Raw genomic sequence first — 22,996 nt, 5'->3', positions numbered from 1 at the left:
ACGCGCTGGTAGGGATCGAGGGTGGCGACCGGTGCCGGGCCTTCCCTGGTCGGCTGGACCGTCCGGACCGAGCCATCCGGGTTGAACTTCAACTCATCGACGGCCACGGAACGCTTGAAACCGTCGCCTCCCGGAAGCGCGGCGTTGTGGTAGAAGAGGTAGGTCTTGCCCTTGAAATCGACCACGCCCGGGTGATTGGTGAACGCGCTTTGCGGGTTCATGACGACGCCGCCGTAGGTCCATGGGCCTTCGGGCGTGGGTCCGGTGGAGTAGCCGAGATGTTCAGGGATGGGACCACCTGCAAAAAACAGGTAATTGAGATTCTTGCGCTTATAGAGCCAGGGACCTTCTTCGTAGGATGTGCCGCGCAAAGCGGGCTTCGGGAGCGTCGTGCCTTGTGTGTCCGGAGGATTGCGCTCGCCCAATGCCTTGACGGTCATCGGATGGCGAATGATGCCATTCTCCCCGACGCTCGTGTCGTAGGAAATCATGTCCTTGTTCAGCTTCACCGACCACAGGTTGGGATTGCCCCACGCGAGATAGGCCTGGCCCTTGTCGTCGATGTAGACGGTCGGATCGATGCTGTCGTACAGGCCTCCGGCGTGGCCGGCGATCAGTGGTTTCTTGATGGGATCGGTGTAGGGGCCGAGGGGATTGTCGGCCACCAGCACGCCTATGCCCCGGCCTTGCACCGGGGCGTAGAGATACCATTTGCCATCCCTCTCTATCACTTGCGGAGCCCAGGCGCCGTTGTCAAAACCGTCCCAGCCGGAAATCTCCTTGGCGGCCCAGGCGAAATCCCGGAGGGAGGCGATCGCGCCATACTGGGTCCAGTTCACCATGTCCGTCGTCGTGGCGAGCACCCAGTCCTTCATGTTGAAGTTGTTTTTTTCGCCGACATCCTGATCGTGGCTGGAAAACAGGTAGAGCGTGCCCTTATTGACCATGGGCGCCGGATCGGCGGTATACATCGTTTGAATAATCGGGTTGAGCGCGAATGACGCCGCGGGCAGCGAAGCCAGTATGGACAAGAGAACGAGAGCGGAGCGGTGTGTCTTTTTCATGAAGGTCAGAAAACGAGGTGTGGAAGTGGAGCGGGACAGGCGATTGATGCCTGGCCCGCCAACCGGCGGCGCCGATCACTCCTTCGGCTGGATCGGCGGCAGCGTGCCGGCAGGCGGCCGCCCTATCAGGCTGCGCGGCAAATTACAAGGTTAATTCATTGACGCTTGGCGCCCTTGCGGCGTCCGCTGCCGGAGCGGTGAGCCGCCGCCGCTCCTGTTCAGGATGGGCCACATCGGTGCCATCGGACATGAAGGTGATCACCAGGCGCTTGCGCGCGGCGTTTACTCCTCCAAAGCGACCACCATCACGGCCTTTGCGGGCACCTTGATCGACAGCTTGCCGCCCGCGGCACGCGCGCTGAACGCCGCCGGCTTGATGACCTGCGGATTCTGGAACGTGTTGTGCGCATCCATCGTGGCCAAGGATCAGGCCGAGAACGGCGAGGCTGTGTTTGATGATGTTCATGCAGTCGTATCCATTAAAGCTGTGTCCGTCGGCCGGCCGCACGTCGCCTTCGGCGCCGGGTATGACGGCCAGCGCGGCGTATGGACAACCTCGGGACGCGGGCCCACCGCGGAGCGCTGGCTGCGTGGAGAGTGTCTCTTTGTCATTACGTGTTCCGGAAGCGGATAGGGCGCGGCCCGCTGGCAGTGCGGGCGAGCTCAGGCTTGCGGAACGGGGACCAGGCCCGCCGGTCCAGCAATCCGGCGAAGTCTATCCCAGGGATTCGGGAAGAGTAAGGATCGAAATTACGCTAGCGGTGAAGACATTTACAAGGTGCAGATAATTGCATTGATACTGCACTTCCTTGCATGCGACCTGCGGCGACGGCGGCAATCTGTGACGGAACGGATGCAGGCGCGGATTGCGCGGACGCGCGTAATCGATCGCGTCGTGTTATCGGGCTTACGCAGCATGACGATCCGCTCGCCCAAGCCGTAGCTGTAAATCCCCAAGTTGTGCAATTTTTCGCATATTGCAAGCAATTTCGGGGGAAGCGATAACGGCCGTGGCGGGGACCTCGGTAATGTTGGCGCTTGGCCGAAAAAATATTCGAGGCCAACGGGTAATTTGTCAGCATGAATATTTCGGGGTTACTTTGAAGCTCAGCCGTGTACTCATATTAGTTGGAATTCTGTCATTAAACGTTGGCTGTGGCGGCGGCACGGCCGGCACGAAGCCTGCGGCGCCCGAGCCAACGACGCCAACCGCGACGACGCCAGCGCCAAGCACGCCAGCCCAGCCGACGCCAGTCCCGACGACACCGGCTCCAACGACGCCGGCCGCGGGTCTCTATCCGGACTACAACCAGAATCCGATCGCGCCCGATGCTACCGGCATGGGCAGCACCGCTGTCCAGCTCGCCAGCAAGATTCGTTTGGGGTTGAATATTGGCAACACGATGGAGGCGATCGGCGGAGAAACCGCGTGGGGCAATCCCAGGATCACCGAGGCGATGATCAAGGCGGCCAAGGCGGACGGATTCAACGCCATCCGGCTGCCTGTTGCCTGGGACCAGTACGCCAACCAGCAGACCGGCAAGATCGACCAGGCCTGGATGGACCGCGTCAAGCAAGTCGTCAAATACTGCGTCGACAACCAGATGTATGTGCTCCTGAACATCCATTGGGACGGCGGCTGGCTCGAAAACAACGTCGTGCCCGACAAGCAAATAGCGGTCAATCAGAAGCAAAAGGCGTTCTGGACCCAGATCGCCACGCAAATGCGCGACTTCGACGAGCATTTGATGTTTGCCGGCGCCAACGAGCCGGCTGTCAAGACGGCCGACCAAATGCCGGTGCTCATGTCCTACCACCAGACCTTCATCGACGCGGTGCGGGCCACCGGCGGCAAGAATGCCTACCGCGTCCTGGTGGTGCAAGGACCGTCCGTGGACATCGATAAATCAGCGACGATGTGGACGGCCATGCCGACCGACACCGTCAGCAACAAGCTGATGTATGAGGTGCACTTTTACCCCTGGCAATTTACCCTGCTGGATAAAGATGAATGGTATGGCAATGCATTCTATTACTGGGGCAAGGATAATCATTCGACCACGGACACCGCCCACAACCCCGACAAGCAGGAGGAGGCCTATGTCGATCAGCAGTTTTCGTCGATCAGGCAGCAGTTTGTCGACAAAGGCATTCCGGTGGTGCTCGGCGAGTACGCCGCGATGCTGCGTACCAATCTGACGGGCGATGCACTGGCCCTGCATAAGAAGTCGCGTGTCTACTATATAAACTACGTCACCAAGTCGGCAGTGGCCAACGGTGTGCTACCGTTCTATTGGGACGTGGGCGGCCTGATCGACCGGGGCAACGATAATGCAGTCCTCGATCCGAACCTCCTCGATGCGCTCGTGAAAGGCGCGACTCCGTAGGCTGGCGCACCCGCAATCGCATGACAGACTGCGCGGCAGTTCACCACATCGTCAGTGGCTTGCAGCGGATGCGGTTCGGCTCGGCGCGTTCTTCGCCGAGCCGTTTCGTTTGGCCGGGTTCAGTCGCCGGTCGTGCGCATAACCCCGGCCCGCGAGACAGGCCCCCCAATTCAATACAGAGATGATGATGCGACTACTTTCAACTACAGCGACGCTGGCGGCCTTACTGGTTTGCGTGCCTGCCCTTGGCGTCGCCGAACCCAAACACCGCCTGATTGTCCTCACCGATATCGAGGCCGATCCCGATGACAGCCAGTCGCTCGTGCGCCTGCTTCTCTACGCGAACCAGATCGATATCGAAGGCCTCGTCGCCACGACCTCCACCCATCAGAAGTCGCGCATCGCCCCGGAATCCATCCGTGCGATCATCGACGCCTACGGCCGGGTACAACCCAACTTGTTGAAGCACGAACCGGGGTTTCCGAAAGCGCAGGCGCTCAAAGCGGTGGTGCGCTCCGGCTCGCAAGTCTACGGCATGCAAGGTGTCGGCGACGGCAAGGACTCGCCGGGATCGGACGCCATCATCAAGGCCCTGGAGAAAAATGATACGCGTCCCCTATGGGTTTCGGTCTGGGGCGGTGCCAATACGCTTGCTCAAGCGTTGTATCGGATCAGCCACGACAGAACACCGGAGCAGGCCGCTCGCCTGGTGAAGAAGTTGCGCGTCTACACGATCTCCGATCAGGACGATTCCGGTTTCTGGATACGCACCCACTTTCCCGATCTGTTTTATATCGTCAGCCCCGGCGGCTATGGCAATGGCACCTGGACTGGCATGCACGCCACCGAGCCCGGCTTCGACAGCACGGAAGTGAGCAACGACTGGATCGCCGCGCATATTCAACAGGGGCATGGGCCGCTGGGTGCGGTGTATCCGGATGTTTCCTTTGGCGTTGAGGGCGATACGCCATCCTTCCTGTCCTTGATACCGAACGGCCTGAACGCACCCGAGCATCCGGACTGGGGCGGCTGGGGTGGGCGCTACGAGTTCTACACGCCCGCGTTGAAAGATACGAATCCGGAAGGCTTCACCGGCAACGTACCTGTATTGCAAGAGCCTCATGCCATCTGGACCAACGCAGTGGATCGTTACAGGCCGATGGTCCACAGCGACTTCGGCCGCGCCGTGCACGCCGGCGACAAGGTCTCCACTGGGTACAGGACCACCATCTGGCGCTGGCGCAAAGACTTCCAGAACGATTTCGCAGCGCGAATGGAGTGGAGCACCAAGCCATACAAGGGGGCGAATCATCCGCCAGTCGTAAAGCTTACCCCTGGCGATCGGCTGACCGTCAAATCGGGAGAGGGCTTCATGCTGAGCGCGGCCGGCAGCTCCGACCCCGATGGAGATAGCTTGAGCTACCTGTGGTTTCAGTATCCCGAAGCTGGCAGCTACAGGGAGGAGATCAAGCTGGGGTATGCGGAAAACCATCATACCGTTTGGGGGCAGGCGCCCGTGGTAAGCAAGACGGAGACCGCCCACTTCATCGTCAAGGTGACCGACAAGGGCAGTCCGGCGCTGACGCGTTACGGACGCGTTATCGTCACTGTCGTGCCGTCTGCGCCCTGAGCATGCAGATAATCTCACCGTAAAACGAGGTGCAGCCGGTGACGATCGAATGGAGCCGTAATCGTAAGGGAAATGAACGTCGATGCCGTTCCAGTTGAAGTCTCTCGGGTTGTGGGTTACGACGGGAGTGCCACAGGCTCAAGCGGTGGCGGAATGATCGTAGCTGCCTGGCTCGGCCGTCGCTTCGGGCACGCCGTTGAGCATGTCGACGAAGATGTTGGTATCGAAAAGGACCAGCGCTGTCCCGTCGCCGCCACTGGCACAATCGCATTGCCGGGCTGCCTGAAGCCTTCGGCGAGGAGCGGATCGTCTTCCTGACCGAGGAAGACGATCCGCACCGCGTGATCCCGATCGCCGCGCCGCGGACGCATGCCCACGCCGCCACGTCTGGCGATGACGCAGGGTATGTGGAAACCATGAGCTCGGGAACCTGACACGACGCGCCTGGTGAAGTCGTCACGCGCCTGCCGGTCAAGGTCAAGAGAGGGCGATCGAGCGCCTGCATTTAGTTGTTGTACGGAAATTAAATGGCTACACTACTTGTATCTCTAACAACCGTACAGCAGGGCATTCATGAAAATCGAACACGCTTTCAGCAGCGACCTCGAGGAAATCGTCGACATCGACACGGCTTACGAACTGTTCACGGCCGGACGCATCCTCGACAAGCACAATTTTTTCTGCTTGTACCCGGGCTGCGCGGGCGACATCACGGCAGCCAACCTCGACAAGCTGCGCCAGGACATGGCCGTCGACCCATATTTCCGCCGCGTCGGCGACGAGCATACGGCCGAGTGCGACGATCACGGCGGCTGTGAAGAGATAGCGTCCGCGCGCGATGAGGAAGCACGACGCGAGCGCGGCAGGAAGGACGAGACGCTGCCCGACCAGTTTGTGCTGACCCGTCCGCCTTCGCACGAGGTGAAAGTCCAGGCGGTGCCGGTGGGGCCGGATGGGGCGGTTCAGACCAAACGCAAGCGCCGCGCCGGAAGCCCGGGTGATGGGTCTTCGCGTCCGGCCACGGCCTATTCGGTCGGCAGCCTTGTCAGCCGCTTTGCCAAATATCGCAAGCAGGGAGTCGACGCCGTGAAGATGCTGTCGATAAGAGGATTTCGACTGTCGTACCGCGACATGTTCGTGCCTTTGGCCAATCCGGATCTGGAGGATGTGGCATCGCATTGGCGCGTGTATTTCGGCCGCGCCTTCGTCGACCGCAAGGATACCGGCTATGCCATTACGTTCGTTCCACAGTGTGCCGTCGTGTTGGAGGGGAAGAAGTACCGGCCGTCCTTGTTCGTACCGGACCAGCGTATCGCCAATGCGTATTCGCGCACGCTGTTCGACCGCAAATTCAAGGACTTGAGCGAGCGAGGCCGCCCGGATGCCTGGTTTTTCGTGTACGGCAAGCCCGAGCGCGTCGAACGTGCCGGCAAGACCTACGTCAACTTCAACGTATATAACCTCGACTACATCGATTTCCGGGAAGGTTTCGAGCCGTGAGCCGCGCGACAGCATCCGGTCGCGCTCGGGTTCGCCCACGGCTGCGATGTCTGCCGTCGCCCGGGGCGCCGCCAGGTCTCGGCACCGCCGGGCTGTTCGCAGCCATTGCACTCTTCACGCGCCCGGTGGCGGAACTTGTGCGGGCACGTCGATTGCACGTGGCTTACTGCTGACTTGCGCGCGGACGATGGCGTCGTCCGGCGCGACGGGCAGGATATCGCGGGATTGTCTCTACAGGTCGCACCGTCAAAAAACGAAAGGTCGTTGATGATGCGGATGTCATCATCAACGACCTTCTTGCTGGCGGCCAGGGCGGTACGCCCCGGCCAACGCGATTTCGCGTGCCCTCAGCCTTCCATCTGCTCCAGTTCCTTGCCGCGCGTTTCATGCACGTAGCGCAGCACGAAGTAGATCGAGATCAGCGCGGCCAGCGTGTACAGGCCGTAAGCGCCCGCCAGGCCGATGCTCGTGAGCAGCACGGGGAAGGTCACCGTGATCAGGAAATTGGCCGTCCACTGGGCCGCGCCGGCGACCGCGAGGCCGGAACCGCGGATCTGGTTGGGGAACATCTCGCCCAGCATGACCCACATCACCGGACCCCAGGAGATGTTAAAGAAGATGACGTAGATATTCGCCGCCGCCAGGGCCAGCACGCCCATCGTGCCGGACAGGGCCAGTTTGCCGTTGGCGTCGAGGTTGGCGCTGGCGAAGGCGATGGTGACGAGGCCGAGCGTCACCGCCATGCCGACCGATCCGATCCACAGCAGGGGCTTGCGGCCGATGCGGTCGATCAGGAACACCGTCACGATGCAGGCGCCGATACTGAGGCCACCCGACAGGACGTTGATCAGCAAGGCATCGCTCTCGGAAAAGCCCACGGCCTGCCACAGCACCGCGCCGTAATAGAACACCACGTTGATGCCGACCAGCTGCTGGAACGTCGCCAGGCCGATGCCGACCCAGACGATCGGGCGCAGCTTGCCGGTAGCCTTGTTGACCAGGTCCGACAGGCGCGGACGGTGGTGGTCTTCGGCCAGCGACACGTCGATCGCGGCGAACTTCGTGCGCGCCGCGGCCGCGCCGTACAGGCGTTCCAGCACGGCCAGCGCCTCGTCCTTGCGCTTCTTGGCGACGAGGAAGCGCGGGCTTTCCGGGATCGTCAGCAGCAGCAGGAAGAACAGCACGGACGGAATCGCCATCATCCAGAACATCCAGCGCCATGCCTCCTGACCGAGCCACAACACGCCGGTCGATGCGCCGGCCGCGTGCGCCAGGGCATAGTTGCTCAGGAAGGCGCAGAACAGGCCGCTGATGATGGCGATCTGCTGGACCGTCGCCAGCCGGCCCCGGTAGCGGGCCGAGGCCACCTCGGCGATGTAGGCCGGCGACATCACGCTGGCCGCGCCGACCGCGAAGCCGCCCAGCACGCGGGCGGCGATGAAGACGGCCGAGGTCGTTGCAAAGCCCGCGCCCAGCGCCGACGTCAGGAACATCAGGGACGAGATGATCAGCACGGTACGGCGACCCCAGAGGTCGCCCAGGCGGCCGGCGCAGAAGGCGCCGAGTGCGCAGCCCAGCAGCATCGACGCGACTTCGAATCCGAGCTCGGCGGAGGTCGAATGGAAGGCCTGCTTCAGGCCGTCGACGGTGCCGTTGATGACGCCGCTGTCAAAGCCGAACAGGAAGCCACCGATGGTGGCAACGCAGCTGATCAGGACGATGAGGCGGGTGTTTTCCGCCGCCTGGATGGTATGTGTGCTCTCGACGGCACTGCTGTTCATAAAAGTCTCCTTGGTTTGTCATTGCATCTGCGGCGCGCTTGCTTCTCCTCGCCCACAGGGAACGAGGGTTCATAACATCCTGTATCATCAAACAAATAGCGCTAACATATCTGGCGAGTCTGGCTGATTTCCGTGCGTGTGTCAATGCATTGCGACGGGGCGCAAAAGGTTCGCTCGTGACGCCAGCCCGTCGCCGGGGAAAATTATGGAGAAATCCCGGTAAAAATGCACCGCCGCGGCGTTGGTGGGGCCGGCCAGTCCGGCAATCTCGAGCATCAGACGTGAAAAAAAGCCCCTGACTGCAGGGGCTTTTTTGTTTGCGATGCCGGCAAACCCGCGATGCAACCAATACCGATGCGCGCCGCCGCGACGTCAAGCCTGCGCCAGGCGCCGCGCCATCGCCTGGGCGCTCGCGCCCGTCATCACGCCGTGGTGGTCACCCGGCAGCATGACCAGCTCCAGGCCGCCTTTGGCCAGCGCACCCCAGCCGAGGTCCGGCTCGCCGAACTGCGGCGCGAACCCCTCGGTGCCGCAGAACAGCAGGACCTGGCCGGCGTAGGCCTGGGGCCGGTAGGAACGCAGCGCTTCGTCATTGGCGTCGGTCACGGCCAGCAGGTGCCGCACCTGCGCATGCCCGGTGCCGGCCGGCAGCAGGCCTTGCCGGACGATGGCGTCCTGCGCCAGCGCGCGGTGTTCGCCGGCCGGGCGGTCGCGCAGGCCTTCCCAGTCCATCTCGAGCTTCGGGAACAGGATTCCCAGCATCACCGCCTCGTCGCTCAGCCAGTCGCGGCTGGCCATGCGGCCGTAGGCGCTGTTGCGGTACAGCGGGCGTTCGCTGGCGTTCTGCGCGCGCGAGTCGAACAGGGCGAGCAGCTCGACGCCGGCGCCGGCGCGGGTGAGCTGCTGTGCCATTTCGTAGGCGATGCAGCCGCCCATCGAGTGGCCCGCCAGGCGATAGGGGCCGGACGGCTGGCGCGTCCTGATCAGGGCGATGTAATCCGCCGCCATGGCCTCGATGGTGCGCAGCGGCGTGCTTTCGCCCTGCAGGCCGCGCGCCTGCACGCCGTACACCGGCTGGTCCGCGCCGAGGTGGCGCGCCAGCTCGACGTAGCCGGCGGTATGGCCGCCGTACGGGTGGATGCAGAAGATCGGCGCGGCGCCGTTCCCCGGACGCAGGCCGACCAGGCGCGCGTCCGCCCGCGCATCCGCCCGCACGTCCGCGCGCAGGGCCCGGGCCAGGGCGCGGACCGTCGGATTTTCCAGCAGCAGGCCATTGGACGGCGTGCGTCCGGTGATCCGTTCCAGGTCGATCAGCACGCCGAGCGCCGACAGCGAACTGCCGCCGAGCTCGAAGAAATCGTCTTCCGGCGCGACCGTATCGAGGCCCAGCGCGTCGGCGAACGCGCGGCCGACCTGGTGTTCGAGTTCGTCCTGGACGCGCGATGCGGCAACCGCGGACGCGGGCGCCGCCGGCTGCGCCTCGTGGTCGGCGCTCGCGGCGGGGGCGGCCGCCTGGGCCGCGGCCACGCTGCGCTGCGCGGGCGCCGCCGCCTGCGGCCAGTAGCGATGGCGGTCGAACGGATAGACCGGCAGCGGGACGCGGCGGCGTGCCCCAATCGCATGCAGCGTGCGCCACGCCGGGGCGGCCGCGTGCGCCGCCCACAGCTGGCCCAGCGCCGCCAGCAGGGCCGCGTGGTCGGAAGGGTGGGCCGGAGACGCGAGCGTCGGCAGGGCCAGGCGCAACGCGTCCTTGCGCGGATGGCGCTTCAGCAGCGCGCTGAAAGTCTGGCCCGGGCCGACTTCGAGATAGGCGCCGTCCGGGGTCTCGAGCAGCAGGTCGAGGCCTTCGGCGCAGCGCACGGTCTGGCGCATGTGCCGCACCCAGTGCGCCGGATCGGTGGCCTGCTGCGCCGTCACCCAGGTGCCGGTCACGTTGGTGATGTAAGGGATGCGCGGCGGGTGGAGTGCGACCTCGCCGACGTGGGCCAGGAAGCGCGCCAGCACGGGGTCGAGCATGGCGGAGTGGAACGCGTGCGAGGTCGGGATGACCCTGGCGCGCAGGCCGGCCGCCGCCAGCCTGTCCTGCAGCGCCGCGATCGCTTCGTGGCTGCCGGCCAGCACGCACGACTGCGGGCCGTTGACCACGGCCAGGTCGACGCCGGCACCGACGAAGGGCTGCAACGCGTCCGGCGCGGCCTGCACCGCCAGCATGGCGCCGGTCGGCAGATGCTGGATCAATTGGCCGCGCACGGCGACCAGCTTGAGGGCATCCGGCAGCGACATCACGCCGGCCAGGCAGGCCGCGACATATTCGCCCAGGCTGTGTCCCATCATGGCGTGCGGCTGCACGCCCCATGCCATGAGCTGGCGCGCCAGCGCATACTCGACCACGAACATGGCCGGCTGGGTGAGCGCCGTCTGCGCCAGCCGGCGCGCCGCGTCCGCCTCCTGGCCGGGCGCGGGGTAGAGCACGGCGCGCAGGTCGCACCCGATCAAGGGCTGCAGCGCGGCGGCGCATTCGTCGATGCAGGCGCGGAATGCGGGCACGCCGTCGTACAGTTCGCGGCCCATATCGACCTGTTGCAGGCCCTGGCCCGGGAACAGGAAGCAGACGCGCGCGCCGCCCGACGCCGCGTGCGGCGGGACCGGCTGCGCCGGGCGCGCCAGGGCGTCGGCCGCCTCGGCACAGCTGGCGGCGACCACCGTCCGGCGATGCGGCAGCTGGGCGCGTCCGACCTGCAGCGTGTACGCGGCGTCGGCCAGGTCGGCGTCCGGATGCGCCGCGAGATGGCGCGCCAGGTTCGCGCCCATCGCGTCCAGCGCGGCGGCCGAGCGGGCCGACAGCGTCAGCAACTGCGGCGCGCCGTCCCCTCGCGCGCCCGGCGCGGTGGCCGGCGGGGCCTGCTCCAGCACCACGTGGGCGTTGGTGCCGCCGATGCCGAACGAGCTCACCGCGGCGCGGCGCGGCATGTCCGCGGCCGGCGCCGGCCACGGCGCCAGGCTGGCGTTGACCGTGAACGGGCTCGCGGCCAGGTTCAGTTTCGGATTGGCCGAGCGGAAATGCAGGGTGGCCGGGACCACGCCATGGTGCAGCGCCAGCGCCGCCTTGATCAGGCCGGTGACGCCGGCCGCGGCGTCGAGGTGGCCGACGTTGGTCTTGACCGAGCCGAGGAAGCAATAGCCGCGGTCGGCCGTGTATTTCCGGTAGGCCTGGGTCAGCGCCGCGACTTCGATCGGATCGCCCAGCGGGGTCGCGGTGCCGTGCGCCTCGACCAGGCCGATGCTGCGCGGATCGACGCCGGCGCGCTCGAGCGCCAGGCCGATCACCTCGGCCTGGCCGTCCACGCCGGGCGCCGTGTAGCCGACCTTGACCGCGCCATCGTTGTTGATGGCCGAGCCCTTGATGACGGCCCAGACGGTGTCGCCGTCGCGCACGGCGTCGTCGAGGCGCTTCAGCACCACGACCGCGCCGCCGCTGCCGCGCACGGTGCCGGCGGCATCGGCGTCGAACGCGCGGCAGCGGCCGTCCGGCGACAGGATGTGGCCCTCCTGGTACAGGTAGCCGCTGCCGTGCGGCGCCTCGATCGACACGCCGCCGGCCAGCGCCATGTCGCAGTCGCCCTGCAGCAGCTGCTCGCAGGCCACGTGCACCGCCACCAGCGAGGTCGAGCAGGCCGTCTGCACCGTCAGCGCCGGCCCGCGCAGGTCGAGCTTGTGCGCCAGGCGGGTGGACAGGAAGTCCTTGTCGTTCAGGATGGTGGTCTGGAACAGCTCGGCCGCCGAGGCCGGGTTGGTGTCCAGGAAGTGCAGCATGTACGACGCGCGTCCGGTGCCGCCGACCACGCCGATCCGGCCGGCGTACGTCAGGCTGTCGTAGCCGGCATGTTCGAGCGCCTGCCAGCCGACTTCGAGGAACAGGCGCTGCTGCGGGTCCATCAGCAAGGCTTCGCGCGGCGGATAGCCGAAGAAGGGCGCGTCGAAGCGGGCGACGTCGTCCAGGATGCCCTTGCGCCGCACATAGCGCGGCTGCGCCGTCAGCTCGGGCGCGACGCCGGCGTCGCGCAGCTGGCGCGCGCTCAGGTCGACGATCGATTCGACGCCGCCACTCAGGTTGCGCCAGAACGCGTCGACGTCCTCGGCGCCGGGGAAGCGGCCGGCCATGCCGACGATGGCGATGCCGGTGGTGGTGGTGGTGGTGGCGCCGCCGCGCGCGGATGCCGGCGCCGGGGGCGGCGGCGCATGCGCATCCTGGTCCGCGCCGGACAGGCCGCGCAGGTGCTGTGCCAGGGTGCGGATGGTCGGGAAGCGGAACAGGTCCATGGTCGGCACGGCGAGTCCGAGCCGGCGTTCGAGCGCCACCTCGACCTGCACCAGGCTGAGCGAATGGCCGCCGACGTCGAAGAAGCTGTCGTCGATGCCGACCGCGTCCAGGCTCAGCACCTCGCGCCAGATGGCCGCGACCTGCTGTTCGAGTGCGTCGCGCGGCGCTTCACGGGACGCGCCGGCGTGCCCGGCGGCCGGGTCGGGCAGGGCGTTGCGGTCGATCTTGCCGTTCGGCGTCATCGGCCAGGCGTCGAGCAGGACCAGGCCGGCCGGCACCATGAAGTCGGGCAGGCGGCCGTGCGCATGCGCGCGCAGCGCCGCCGGCGTGAGGCTGGCGCCGTCGCGGGCGATCACATAGGCCGCCAGGGCCTGGGCCCCGCTCGCGTCCGGGCGCGCCAGCACCAGCGCGTCGCGCACGTCCGGGTGCGACGCGATCACGGCTTCCACTTCGCCCAATTCGATGCGGAAACCGCGGATCTTCACCTGGTGGTCGAGGCGCCCCAGGAATTCGAGGCTGCCGTCGGGGAGGCGACGCACGAGGTCGCCGGTCTTGTACAGGCGCTCGCCGGACGGATGGACGATGAAGCGTTCGCGGGTCAGGTCGGGACGGCCGAGATAGCCGCGCGCCAGACCGACGCCGGCGATGTGCAGCTCGCCGGGCACGCCCAGCGGCGCCGGCTGCAACTGCTTGTCCAGCACGTAGGCGCGGGCGTTCGCGACCGGATGGCCGATGCTGACGCGCTCCAGGTCCGGCCGCAGCACCTGCAGCGTGGCGCACACGGTGGCCTCGGTCGGGCCGTAGGCGTTGATCATGCGGACTTCTCCGCTCCAGCGCCGCGCCAGTTCGAGGCTGCAGGCTTCGCCCGCCGTGACCACGGTCTTCAGGCTCGGCAGATCCTGCGGGCGCAGCAGCGCCAGCACCGACGGCGGCAGGATCACGACCGTGACCGCGTGCGTGTCGATGGTGTCGACCAGGGCCGAGCCCGGGATCACCGCCATCTTCGACGCCAGGCACAGGCAGGCGCCCGCGCACAGCGCGGTAAAGATGTCGGCCACCGAGGCGTCGAAGCTGCACGACGCGAACAGCAGCAGGCGGCTGTCCGGCCCGACGCCGAACGCGGCGGCCATGAGGTGCGCCAGGTTGGTCAGGCCCTGGTGCTCGAGGAGGGTGCCCTTGGGGCGTCCGGTCGAACCCGAGGTATAGATGACGTAGGCGAGGTCGGTCGACCCCGGGGTGTCGGGCAGGTTGTCCGCACTTTCTTGTGCGATGGCGGGCCATTCGTCGTCCAGCAGCACGAGGCGCGCCCGGCTCGGCGGCAGCTGGCCGCGCAGCGTGGCCTGGGTCAGCAGCAGTTCCAGGCCGGCGTCCTCGACCATGAAGGCGAGGCGGTCGTGCGGGTAGTCGGGATCGAGCGGCAGGTAGGCGCCGCCCGCCTTCATGATGGCCAGCGCGCCGATCACCAGGTCGGGCGTGCCGCGCGCCACGCTCACGCCGACGATCTGGCCCGGTTGCAGGCCGAGCCGGCGCAGGTGGCGGGCCAGCTGGTTGGCGCGCCGGTTCAGCGCATCGTAGCTCAGCGTGCCGCCCGCATGGCGCAGGGCGTCGGCGTGCGGCGCCTGCGCGGCGTGGCGCTCGAACAGCCGGTGGGCGCAGGTCTGGGGAAACGCCGCGCAGGTGGCGTTCCAGGCCGCGACGAGTTCCTGCTCGCGCGCGGTTTGCATGGGCAGGCGCGCCAGCGCGGTGGCCGGGCTGCGCAAGGCCGCGCGCAGCAGGACCTGGTAATGCTCGACCAGCCAGGCGATGCTGTCGCGGTCCCAGAGGCCGGTGTCGTACCAGCACACGCCGCGCAGGGAACCGTCGACTTCCTCGACGACGAAGTCGAGATCGAACTTGACGCTGCGCTGCTCGAGCGGATACGACTCGAGCGCGAGGCCCGACAGGTCGAGCCGTGCGCCGCCCAGGCCCATGCGCGCCGCCGCCAGGCCTTGCATGTGCGCCAGCTGCGCCTTCTGGTACGTGAACGCAACCTGGAATACCGGGCTGCGGCTCGGGTCGCGCTGCAGGCCGAGGCGTTCGACCACCAGCGGGAACGGAAAATCCTGGTGCGCCTTGGCGCCGACCAGCACTTCGCGGACCTGCTGCAGGAAATCCGAGAAATTCGCCGCGCCGTCGACCCGCGTGCGCAATGCGCACGGGCTGGCGAAGTACCCGACCGTGCGTTCGTAGCCTTGCGGCGGGCGGCCGAAGCGCGGCGAGCCGACCACCAGGTCGTCCTGGCCCGTATAGCGGTGCAGCAGGACGTAGAAGGCCGCCAGCAGCACGGTGTAGAACGTGACGCCTTCCGCGCGTGCCAGCGCGCGCACGAGCGCCGTCAGCTCCTCGTCGAGCGTGAACGGCATGCCGGCGCCGGCGTGGCGCTGGACCGCGGGGCGCGGACGGTCGGTCGGCAGGCCGAGGGTGGGTGGGGCAGACAGCTGTTCCTGCCAGTATGCCCAGTGCGCGGCGCCGCGCGGCGAATCCAGCAGCTCTTGCTGCCATGCGACGTAATCGGTATAGGCCAGGCCGCGCGGCGCCAGCACGGCGGCCTGCTTCGCGATCCTGGCGCGGTACAGGATGCCCAGTTCCTCCAGCATCACGATCAGCGACCAGGTATCGGTGGCGATGTGGTGGCTGTTAAACAGCAGCACGTGCTCCTGCTCGCCGCGCGAGAACAGGTGCGTGCGGAACACCGGCCCATGTTCCAGGTCGAACGGCAGCGCGGCGGCCTCGGTCAGGCGCGCGTCCAGCGTGTGTTCGTCCCATCCGGACGCGTCCACCGGTTCGAGCGCCGCCGCCATGTGCGCGTGGATCACCTGCGCCGGTTCGCCGGCCGGCGCGGCATACGTCGTGCGCAGCACCGGATGGCGGTCGACCAGGTCCTGCAGGGCGGCGCGCAGGGCGCCGGCGTCGAGTGCGCTGCGCAGGGTCCATGCCATCGGCAGGCCGTATTCCGCGCCGTCGGGCGCCAGCTTCCACAGGAACCACATGGCGCGCTGGCCGCGCGAGAGCGGCGGTCCGGGCCGGCTTGCGGCCGGGGTGGACGTGGTCGAAGGATGAGTCGATGAGGTGCCGTTGTTCATGGTGTGTCCGATGCGTCGGGATGACGGGAGGTGATGGTGCAAATTGCGAAAGGAACGGCGCGCGATGCGTGCACGCCGGCGCGCGGCATGCGGGGCCGGTCGGTGCGATCGTGCCGGCTCACTCAGGGCAGTGTCGGAAAGGCGTTGGTCACGGCATTCGCACGCGGTTCGGCAACGCGCCTGCCACGTTGGCGGCGCTCGAACCGGGCTTTGCATTATCGGGAAGTGTGGTCAGGCAAGTAAGTGACGTGCAGCAGATCTTGCGTCATTACGGGCAGGCATTCTAGCATGCGCTCCATGACCCTTCGATGACATTCGCGCGGCGCCGGATGCGGGAGGTTTCGGTTTCGCCACACGCTGGCGTACCGATCCGCTCGCCGGCTTCGCGCTCGCACGCAAGGCTGGCGGCGACCGCGACGATACATGGCGGCAGCCGTGGTGCCTTGTCGCTCACCTGCGCGCCGCACACAGCCCGTCGATGTAGACATCGAGATGCCGATGGGCGAGCGCGCGTTCCTCGGCCGCCGGCAGCCCGACCGCCAGCGGTCGCGCAAAGCGGATCATGGCGAACACGACGTCCCGCTCCGAGAGATCGCCGCGGACGCGGCCTGTCTGCACCGCGCGTTGCACCATGCTTTGCAAAAGCGAGCCGGCACGCGCGCGCAGATCGGGCCAGTCGCGCCGTTCCAGGAGCGGGTGGACGATGTTGACCACGCCAATGCCATTTTCCAGCGCCGCGTGCATGTACTGGCGCAGCAGCTCGACCCCGTCCGGCACCTCGGCGAGCAGGGTTTCGCCGGCGGCGATACTCGCTTCCAGCACATGGCGCACGGCCGCGTGCAGGAGCGACTGCTGATCCGGGAAATGGCGGTACAGCGTGCCGATCCCGACCCCGGCACGTTCCGCGATGGCGTCGCGCGCCGGGTCGCCGCCCACGTCGAGGATCAATTCGATCGCGGCCTCGATCAGCCGTTGTCGATTCTTCAGTGCGTCAGCCCGCATGGTGTTCACTCGTCCACTGTCCAGATCCGAAGCATACGGGTGCGGCGCTCCTGTTGTGAAGCCTCGCGTTGCCGCCGTGGCCGTTCTTGACATGCCTCATAAGCGGAGTATATTCCTCCGTTTAAACGTGTCAAGTTGTTCGAGGAGATACCATGAACGTCATCGTTCCTCTCGCTGAAGTCGATCGGCACCGGACCGCGCTGGCTGGCGGCAAGGCGGCCAACCTGGGCGAACTGGCCGGCATCCCCGGCGTCGCGGTGCCGCCGGGATTCTGCGTCACGACCCGCGCATTTGCGACGCACGTCGAGAGCGCGCCCGACATCGCCGCCGCCGTGGACCGGCTGGAGAGCCGGCCGCCGGGGCAAGCCGGCCCGGATGCCGGGCTGTGCGCCGACATCCGCTCGCGCATCGAACGGCTGCCGGTGCCGGATGCGCTCGTGCGTGCCATTGCCGACTGCCTGGCCGCGGGCGGGGATGAGGCGGCCTGGGCCGTGCGCTCCAGTGCGACGGCCGAGGACATGCCCGCGGCCTCGTTCGCGGGGCAGCACGAGTCGTACCTCGACCTGCACGGGGTCGACGCCGTGGTCGCTGCCATCCGTCGTTGCTGGGCTTCGCTGTTCACCGAACGTGCCGTCGCGTACCGGCAGCGGCACGGCATCGCGCACCGCGGCACCGCGCTGGCGGTCATCGTGCAGCGCATGGTGCCCGCCAGCGCGTCCGGCGTGATGTTTACCGCCGACCCCGTGACGGGCGACAGGACGGTGGTCGCGATCGAAGCGTGTGCCGGCACGGGCGAGGCGCTGGCCGCGGGCGTCGTCGTGCCCGACAGTATCAAGCTGCGCGATGGCCGGGTCATCGGAGCGACAGGCCGCGACCGGCCGCTGCTGAGCGACCGGCAGGCGCACGCGCTCGCTGAGCTGGGCCGGCGCATCGCCGCCCATTTCGGCGGCCCGCAGGACATCGAATGGTGTCTCGCCGACGGCGGGTTCTGGATCGTGCAAAGCAGGCCGATCACGACCCTGTTCCCGGTCCCCGACCGGGACGACGGGCAACGCCGCGTCTACCTGTCGGTCGGCCATCAGCAGATGATGACCGACGCGATGAAGCCGCTCGGCCTGTCGTTCTGGCAGATGGTGGCGGCGCGTCCCATGTTCGAAGCGGGCGGGCGGCTGTTCGTCGACATTACCGCCCAGCTTGCCTCATCGGCCAGCCGGACGGTGCTGCTCAAGACGCTCAACCGCGACCCGTTGATCAAAAGCGCGGTGAACACGCTGCTGGAACGCGGGTTCATCGCGACGCTGCCCGACCGGGATGCCACGCCGTCCGCGCCCGCGCCATCGTCGCCGGACGTACCGGACCCGGCGCTCGTCGGCGAGCTGATCAGGGAAAGCGGGAACGCCGTCGCGGAAGCGCGGCGCAGGCTCGCGGACCCATCCGGGAGCGAACTCGTCGCCCTGATTGCCGAGGACCTGGCCGCACTCAAGCAGCAGCTGGCGGCGCCCCGGAGCCGGCTGGCGCTGATGGCGGGCATCGACGCGCTATGGTGGCTGGACGACCATCTCGGCGAATGGCTCGGTGAACGGGGCCTCGCCGACGTGCTGACGCAATCGGTCGACAACAACATCACCTCGCGCATGGGACTGGACCTGCTCGACGTGGCCGATGCGATCCGGCCGCATCCCGCCGCGGTGTCGTTCCTGCGGCGGCTTGGCGCCGGCGCGACCCTGGCCGGTCTCGAACGCGTCGAGGGCGGCCGCGACGCGCTCGCCGCAATCGACGGCTACCTGGAAAAATACGGCATGCGCTGCGCCGGCGAGATCGACCTGACGCGGCCCCGCTGGCGCGAACGCCCGGCCGCGCTCGTCCCGATGATTCTTGCCAATGTGGACCGGTTCGAGCCCGGCGAAGCGCGGCGGCGCTTCGATGCGGGGCTGGCCCGCGCCAGGGCTGCCGAGCGGGACGTCCTGCGGCGGCTGCGTGCGGGGCCGGATGGCGACGCGAGGACGGCGCAAACGAAAGACGCGATCGACCGCCTGCGTGCCTTCATCGGCTATCGCGAATCCCCGAAGTACGGCTGGATGTGCCGCTTCGATGTGTACAAACAGGCGCTGTGGCGCGAGGCGGGGCGCCTGGTCCGGGGCGGTGTCCTCGACCGTCCCGACGATATTTTCTACCTGCGCTTCGACGAGTTGCGCGAGGTCGTGCGGGCCGGGCGGGCCGATCGCGGTCGCATCGCGGCCCGCCGCGCCGAATTCGCGGCGCATGAACGGCTGGTGCCGCCGCGGGTGCTCACGTCGGACGGGGAAGGGTTGTTCGGTACAGTCGACCACCCCGGCCTGCCTGCCGGTGCGCTGGCCGGATTGGCGGTCTCGGCAGGCACCGTCGAAGGCCGCGCCCGCGTCGTCACGGACATCGCGGCGGCCGACATCGCGAGCGGGGATATTCTCGTCACCACCTACACGGACCCGAGCTGGACCCCGTCGTTCCTGACGGTCGCCGGACTCGTCACGGAGGCCGGTGGGCAAATGAGCCATGGCGCGGTCATCGCGCGCGAATACGGCTTGCCCGCGGTCGTCGCCGTGCAGGACGCCACGCGGCGGATCAGCGACGGCCAGCGCATCCGCCTGGATGGCACGCGCGGCGTGGTCACCATCCTCACGGATTGAGGAGATTCAATGTGCCAGCAGTACCGGCACCGTCGGGCGGCGCAGGACGGTGCGGCTGACGCCGCCGAGCAGGATTTCCCGATAGCGCGAATGGCCGTAGCAGCCCATGACGAGCAGGCCGGCTTTCCGGTCCTCGGCCAGGACCAGCAACGCGTTGCCGACCTCGCCGCGCGGATGATGGCGGGTGACGGTGGCGTTGACGCCGTGCCGGGCCAGGAACCGCGCCACCTCCGCCGCGTCTTCGGGCGAGCCGGCGCTCGAGGCGTCGTCGTCGAACACGGCGACTTCCACCTCTTTTGCGCGCGCGAGCAGCGGCAGCGCCGCGCGGACGGCGCGCGCGGCTTCCGGGCTGGCGTTCCAGGCCACCATCACGCGGTCGAACGCGCCTGTGTGTGCGCCCGCGTGCGTGCCGGGATGTGGCAGCACGAGCACGGGGCAGGGCGAGTTCATCGCGACGTATTCGGGCAACCCGGCGACGTCGGACAGCGCGGGCGTCCCGGGCCGGGTGCGCCCGACGATCACGAGGTCGGCATACAGGGCCTGGAGCGCCAGCGCCAGCCCCGGCTCCTCGTCGTCGATCCGGTGCTCGAAGGAGGCGAGGCCCGCGTGGCGCGCCATCGCGTCGAAATTGGCGGCGCGTCCCTCGGCGACCGCGCGCAGGTCGTGGAGCAGGGCCGTCAGATCGCCGAGATCCACGCCGGGCAGCGTGGTTTCGCGGATGACGCGGGAGATGCCCGTCTGCGTCATTCCGACCAGGTGCGCGCCCTGCGCCTGCGCCAGCCTGACTGCCGAGGCGACGAGGTCGGGGGCCTCGGGCGAATCGTCGACGTGGACGAGAATCGTCTTGTATTCCATGATGCGCTCCTTCGTATGCTTGTCGGCTGTCAACGCGGCGTGGCGAGGGCGAATTGCAGGATTTGCCGTTGTGGCGCGTTCATCGGGCACGCCATAGCCGAAGGGTCCTGTGCCGGATTGATGCTAGTCCTTCGGAATGCCGCTTCGATATGACCCGGATCAAGAAAGTTGTAGTGAATATCCGAATGTGCGCGAAGAGCCTGGTTGATGCCCCGCTTCAGGGCAACGCCAGGTCGTCGCGCAAGGCCGCCAGTACCGCGTCGCGCTGTCCGTGCACGAAGAAGTGATCGCCGTTGAACCACCGGGTGCGGCAGGTCTCGCTGGTCTCCACGTCCCAGCCCTTGACCGTGGCCGCGGACAGCAGCGGGTCGTCCTTGCCGACATAGACCGACAGGGGCAGCGCCAGCGGGGGCTGGACGCGGTAGGCGTAGCGTTCGCTCAGCGCGAAATCGGCGCGGATGGACGGCAGCACGAGGGCCATGAGGTCCGCATGCGCCAGCACCTGCGGCGGCGTGCCGTTATAGGTGCGCAGCGCCGCGATCAGGTCCGCGTCCGGCAGCCGGTGCATGCCGCCGCCGGTCTCGCGCTGGTTGGGCGCGTCGCAGCCCGAGACGATCAGGCGTTGCGGCAGCGGCAGGTAGTGGCGCCGGCAGTAGCGGGCCAGTTCGAACGCGATCAGTGCGCCGAGGCTGTGGCCGAACAGGGCGAACGGCAGCGCGCGGTCCTGCGACGTCAGCTGCGCCAGTTCGGCCAGCAGTTCCGGCAGCGTGTCGAGCGGCGCTTCGCGAAAGCGGATGCCGCGTCCGGGCAGTTGCACCGTGCAGACTTCGACGCCGGGCAGGGCGGCGTGCCAGCCGGCGTAGATCTCGGCGCCGCCGCCGGCGTAGGGCAGGCAGTAGAGCCGCATGCGCGGGGTGCCGACGCATTGCCTTGTCAGCCAGGGAGTTTGTTGCATGGGAGAGTCCTTGGAACGGTACGATCAGGTGGAGGAGGAAGCGGCTTGCGCGGCCGCGCGGCGCGCCGCGGCCAGGGCGCGGATCGCGTGGCACGCGAGCCCCATCGTCAGCAGGAAGATCACGCCGGCGCCGGCGAACAGGTCGTGCATGGCGGAGGTGTCGGCGTAGCGCTGCAACTGGTCCACCATGGCGGCGACGTCGGTGCCGATGCCGCCGTCGGTGCTGCCGTAGCCCTGCGCCAGCAGCGATTCGGACGCGTGGCCGCTGAGCAGCTGCGACATGCGCACGCCGATCGCCACGATCAGGTTGGCGAAGGCGACGCGCAGGAACATCGACATGCTGATGGCCGCGGTGCTGTCCGATTCGGGCAGGTCGGCCAGGCTGAGGAAGGTCGCGGGCGAGAACAGCGCCAGCCCGAAGCCGAGCACGATACGCGGCAGCATCAGGTCGGTCATGCCGGAATACGGCTGCAGGCGCACCGTCAGCCAGCAGGACAGGGCGAACACCGCCAGCGACGCGGCGACCGTCAGCGGGTACAGCCCGGGCATCTTGAGCCTGGCGAGCAGTGGGCTCAGCACACCGGCGATCAGGCCGCCGGCCGCGATGACCCACGCCACGTTGGGGATGGACAGGCCGTATCCGGTCTGCAGCCAGATCGGATAGCACACCATGGTCGTCATCAGGAACGCGTTGACGGTGGTGATGATGGCGGTGTAGAGCCGGAAATTGGCATTGGCCAGCAGGCGCCACTGGAACAGGTCCTCCTTGCCGCGCCGCGCCAGCAGCGCGCAGCTGAGCGCCAGGGCCAGGCCCGCCCACGGTGCGGCGGCGTCGGGCGCGGGCGCAAAGACCGCGTCGGTCAGGACCTGCAGGCTGACCAGCGCGATCGCCAGCAGGCCGAACGGCGCCAGGCGCGGGCGCGCCGCCGCCGCCGCGGCAACGGTGAAGCGCAGGCCGTCGCCCAGCATCAGCATGGCGAGCGCGATGACCGGGACGTTCATCCAGAACAGCCAGTGCCACGACATCCGTTCGAGGATGGCGGCGGCGGCCAGCGGGCCGACCACCGGGGCGATGGACACCGCGCTGGTCCACATGGACAAGCCGAAGGCCCGGCGCGCCGGACCGACCGCGTCCAGGATCAGGCGCTGGCCCAGCACGATGATGCAGCCCGAGGCGAGCCCGTGGACGATGCGAAAGAGCACCATCTCGGCGAAGCCGCCGGCGCAGCCGCAGCCCAGCGACGCCAGCGCGGAGGCCAGCAGGGCGTAGCTGAAGACGGTCTTCTCGCCCGCCCAGCCGGACAGCCTGGGGCCCACCGCCACCGCGATGGCAGTGCCGATGCCGAAGGAGGTGACGATCCACTGTCCCTGGTACAGCTCGATGTGGAAGTCGCGGGCGATCGTCACCAGCGACAGGTTGGCGATGGAGCCGTCGAGCACGTGCAGGAAGAGGATCACGTACAGCAGTGCGAAGCGGCCCATGTCACTGATCGGCCTGGACGGCCAGGCGCTGCGCCGGGGCGCGCGGCACGACGTGGACGCTGCGCTGGCTCGCATCGAGCGCGGCGAGGCATTTCAGGTCCTGCGGCAGGGACGCCGGCACCAGCCGCCGTTCGGCATCCATGATGCGTCCCATGTGCTGGGCCAGCTCCTGCGTCAGCTGCTCGTCGGCGCGGCGGCGCGGCGCGGCGGGCGCGCGCGGCGGTTGCGCCG

The 22,996-nt window shown here is 67.7% G+C and carries 12 protein-coding genes; 4 read left to right on the top strand and 8 right to left on the bottom strand.

What is annotated here, in order from left to right; translation table 11 throughout:
- On the bottom strand, positions 1-1,064 hold a 1,064-nt coding region (locus ASC93_RS00640), incomplete at its 3' end, for a family 43 glycosylhydrolase (RefSeq protein ID WP_200958241.1).
- Between the two features lie 142 nt (positions 1,065-1,206).
- Positions 1,207-1,530 (bottom strand): hypothetical protein, encoded by a 324-nt coding sequence (locus ASC93_RS30305; RefSeq protein ID WP_157201689.1) that lies wholly within the window; start codon positions 1,528-1,530, stop codon positions 1,207-1,209.
- A gap of 634 nt (positions 1,531-2,164) precedes the next feature.
- On the opposite strand from ASC93_RS30305, the gene ASC93_RS00635 reads away from it, so the two are divergent.
- The 3 genes from ASC93_RS00635 to ASC93_RS00625 all read left to right on the top strand — a co-directional run bounded on the left by ASC93_RS00635 (position 2,165) and on the right by ASC93_RS00625 (position 6,581).
- A complete protein-coding gene (locus tag ASC93_RS00635; RefSeq protein ID WP_200958239.1) occupies positions 2,165-3,451 on the top strand; it encodes a glycoside hydrolase family 5 protein in 1,287 nt (428 codons plus the stop codon).
- Positions 3,452-3,632: 181 nt separating this feature from the next.
- Positions 3,633-5,081, top strand: coding sequence for a DUF1593 domain-containing protein (locus ASC93_RS00630; RefSeq protein WP_200958238.1), 1,449 nt, complete (start codon positions 3,633-3,635; stop codon positions 5,079-5,081).
- 573 nt (positions 5,082-5,654) lie between these two features.
- Positions 5,655-6,581: a hypothetical protein gene (locus tag ASC93_RS00625; protein ID WP_056435458.1), complete on the top strand. Its 927-nt coding sequence runs from the start codon at positions 5,655-5,657 to the stop codon at positions 6,579-6,581.
- Positions 6,582-6,928: 347 nt separating this feature from the next.
- Here the strand turns inward: ASC93_RS00625 and ASC93_RS00620 are convergent, their stop codons facing one another.
- From ASC93_RS00620 to ASC93_RS00610, 3 genes are all read right to left on the bottom strand, one after another.
- Positions 6,929-8,362, bottom strand: a complete 1,434-nt coding sequence (locus ASC93_RS00620; RefSeq protein ID WP_056435455.1) for a sugar porter family MFS transporter — start codon at positions 8,360-8,362, stop codon at positions 6,929-6,931.
- Positions 8,363-8,734: 372 nt separating this feature from the next.
- Positions 8,735-15,805, bottom strand: a complete 7,071-nt coding sequence (locus tag ASC93_RS00615) for a non-ribosomal peptide synthetase/type I polyketide synthase (RefSeq protein WP_162251779.1) — start codon at positions 15,803-15,805, stop codon at positions 8,735-8,737.
- A gap of 450 nt (positions 15,806-16,255) precedes the next feature.
- The gene (locus ASC93_RS00610; RefSeq protein ID WP_056435449.1) at positions 16,256-16,807 is read right to left on the bottom strand and encodes a TetR/AcrR family transcriptional regulator; all 552 of its coding nucleotides are present in this window, start codon (positions 16,805-16,807) and stop codon (positions 16,256-16,258) included.
- A 152-nt stretch (positions 16,808-16,959) separates the two neighbouring features.
- Here ASC93_RS00610 and ASC93_RS00605 point away from each other — a divergent pair, with 152 nt between their 5' ends.
- Complete coding sequence (locus ASC93_RS00605) at positions 16,960-19,473, top strand: phosphoenolpyruvate synthase (RefSeq protein ID WP_056435445.1); 2,514 nt, start codon at positions 16,960-16,962, stop codon at positions 19,471-19,473.
- Between the two features lie 6 nt (positions 19,474-19,479).
- Here the strand turns inward: ASC93_RS00605 and ASC93_RS00600 are convergent, their stop codons facing one another.
- The 3 genes from ASC93_RS00600 to ASC93_RS00590 all read right to left on the bottom strand — a co-directional run bounded on the left by ASC93_RS00600 (position 19,480) and on the right by ASC93_RS00590 (position 22,765).
- A complete protein-coding gene (locus ASC93_RS00600; RefSeq protein WP_056435441.1) occupies positions 19,480-20,328 on the bottom strand; it encodes a universal stress protein in 849 nt (282 codons plus the stop codon).
- Between the two features lie 217 nt (positions 20,329-20,545).
- The gene (locus ASC93_RS00595; RefSeq protein WP_056435438.1) at positions 20,546-21,283 is read right to left on the bottom strand and encodes a thioesterase II family protein; all 738 of its coding nucleotides are present in this window, start codon (positions 21,281-21,283) and stop codon (positions 20,546-20,548) included.
- Between the two features lie 24 nt (positions 21,284-21,307).
- On the bottom strand, positions 21,308-22,765 hold the full coding sequence (locus ASC93_RS00590) for an MFS transporter (protein ID WP_056435436.1): 1,458 nt from the start codon (positions 22,763-22,765) through the stop codon (positions 21,308-21,310).
- Between the last annotated feature and the right edge of the window lie 231 nt (positions 22,766-22,996).

This window comes from Massilia sp. Root335 (genome assembly GCF_001425685.1).
GTDB lineage: Bacteria > Pseudomonadota > Gammaproteobacteria > Burkholderiales > Burkholderiaceae_D > Telluria > Telluria luteola.
Note: the sequence above shows the minus strand (reverse complement) of the source record. Positions and strands in the feature narration are given on the sequence as shown.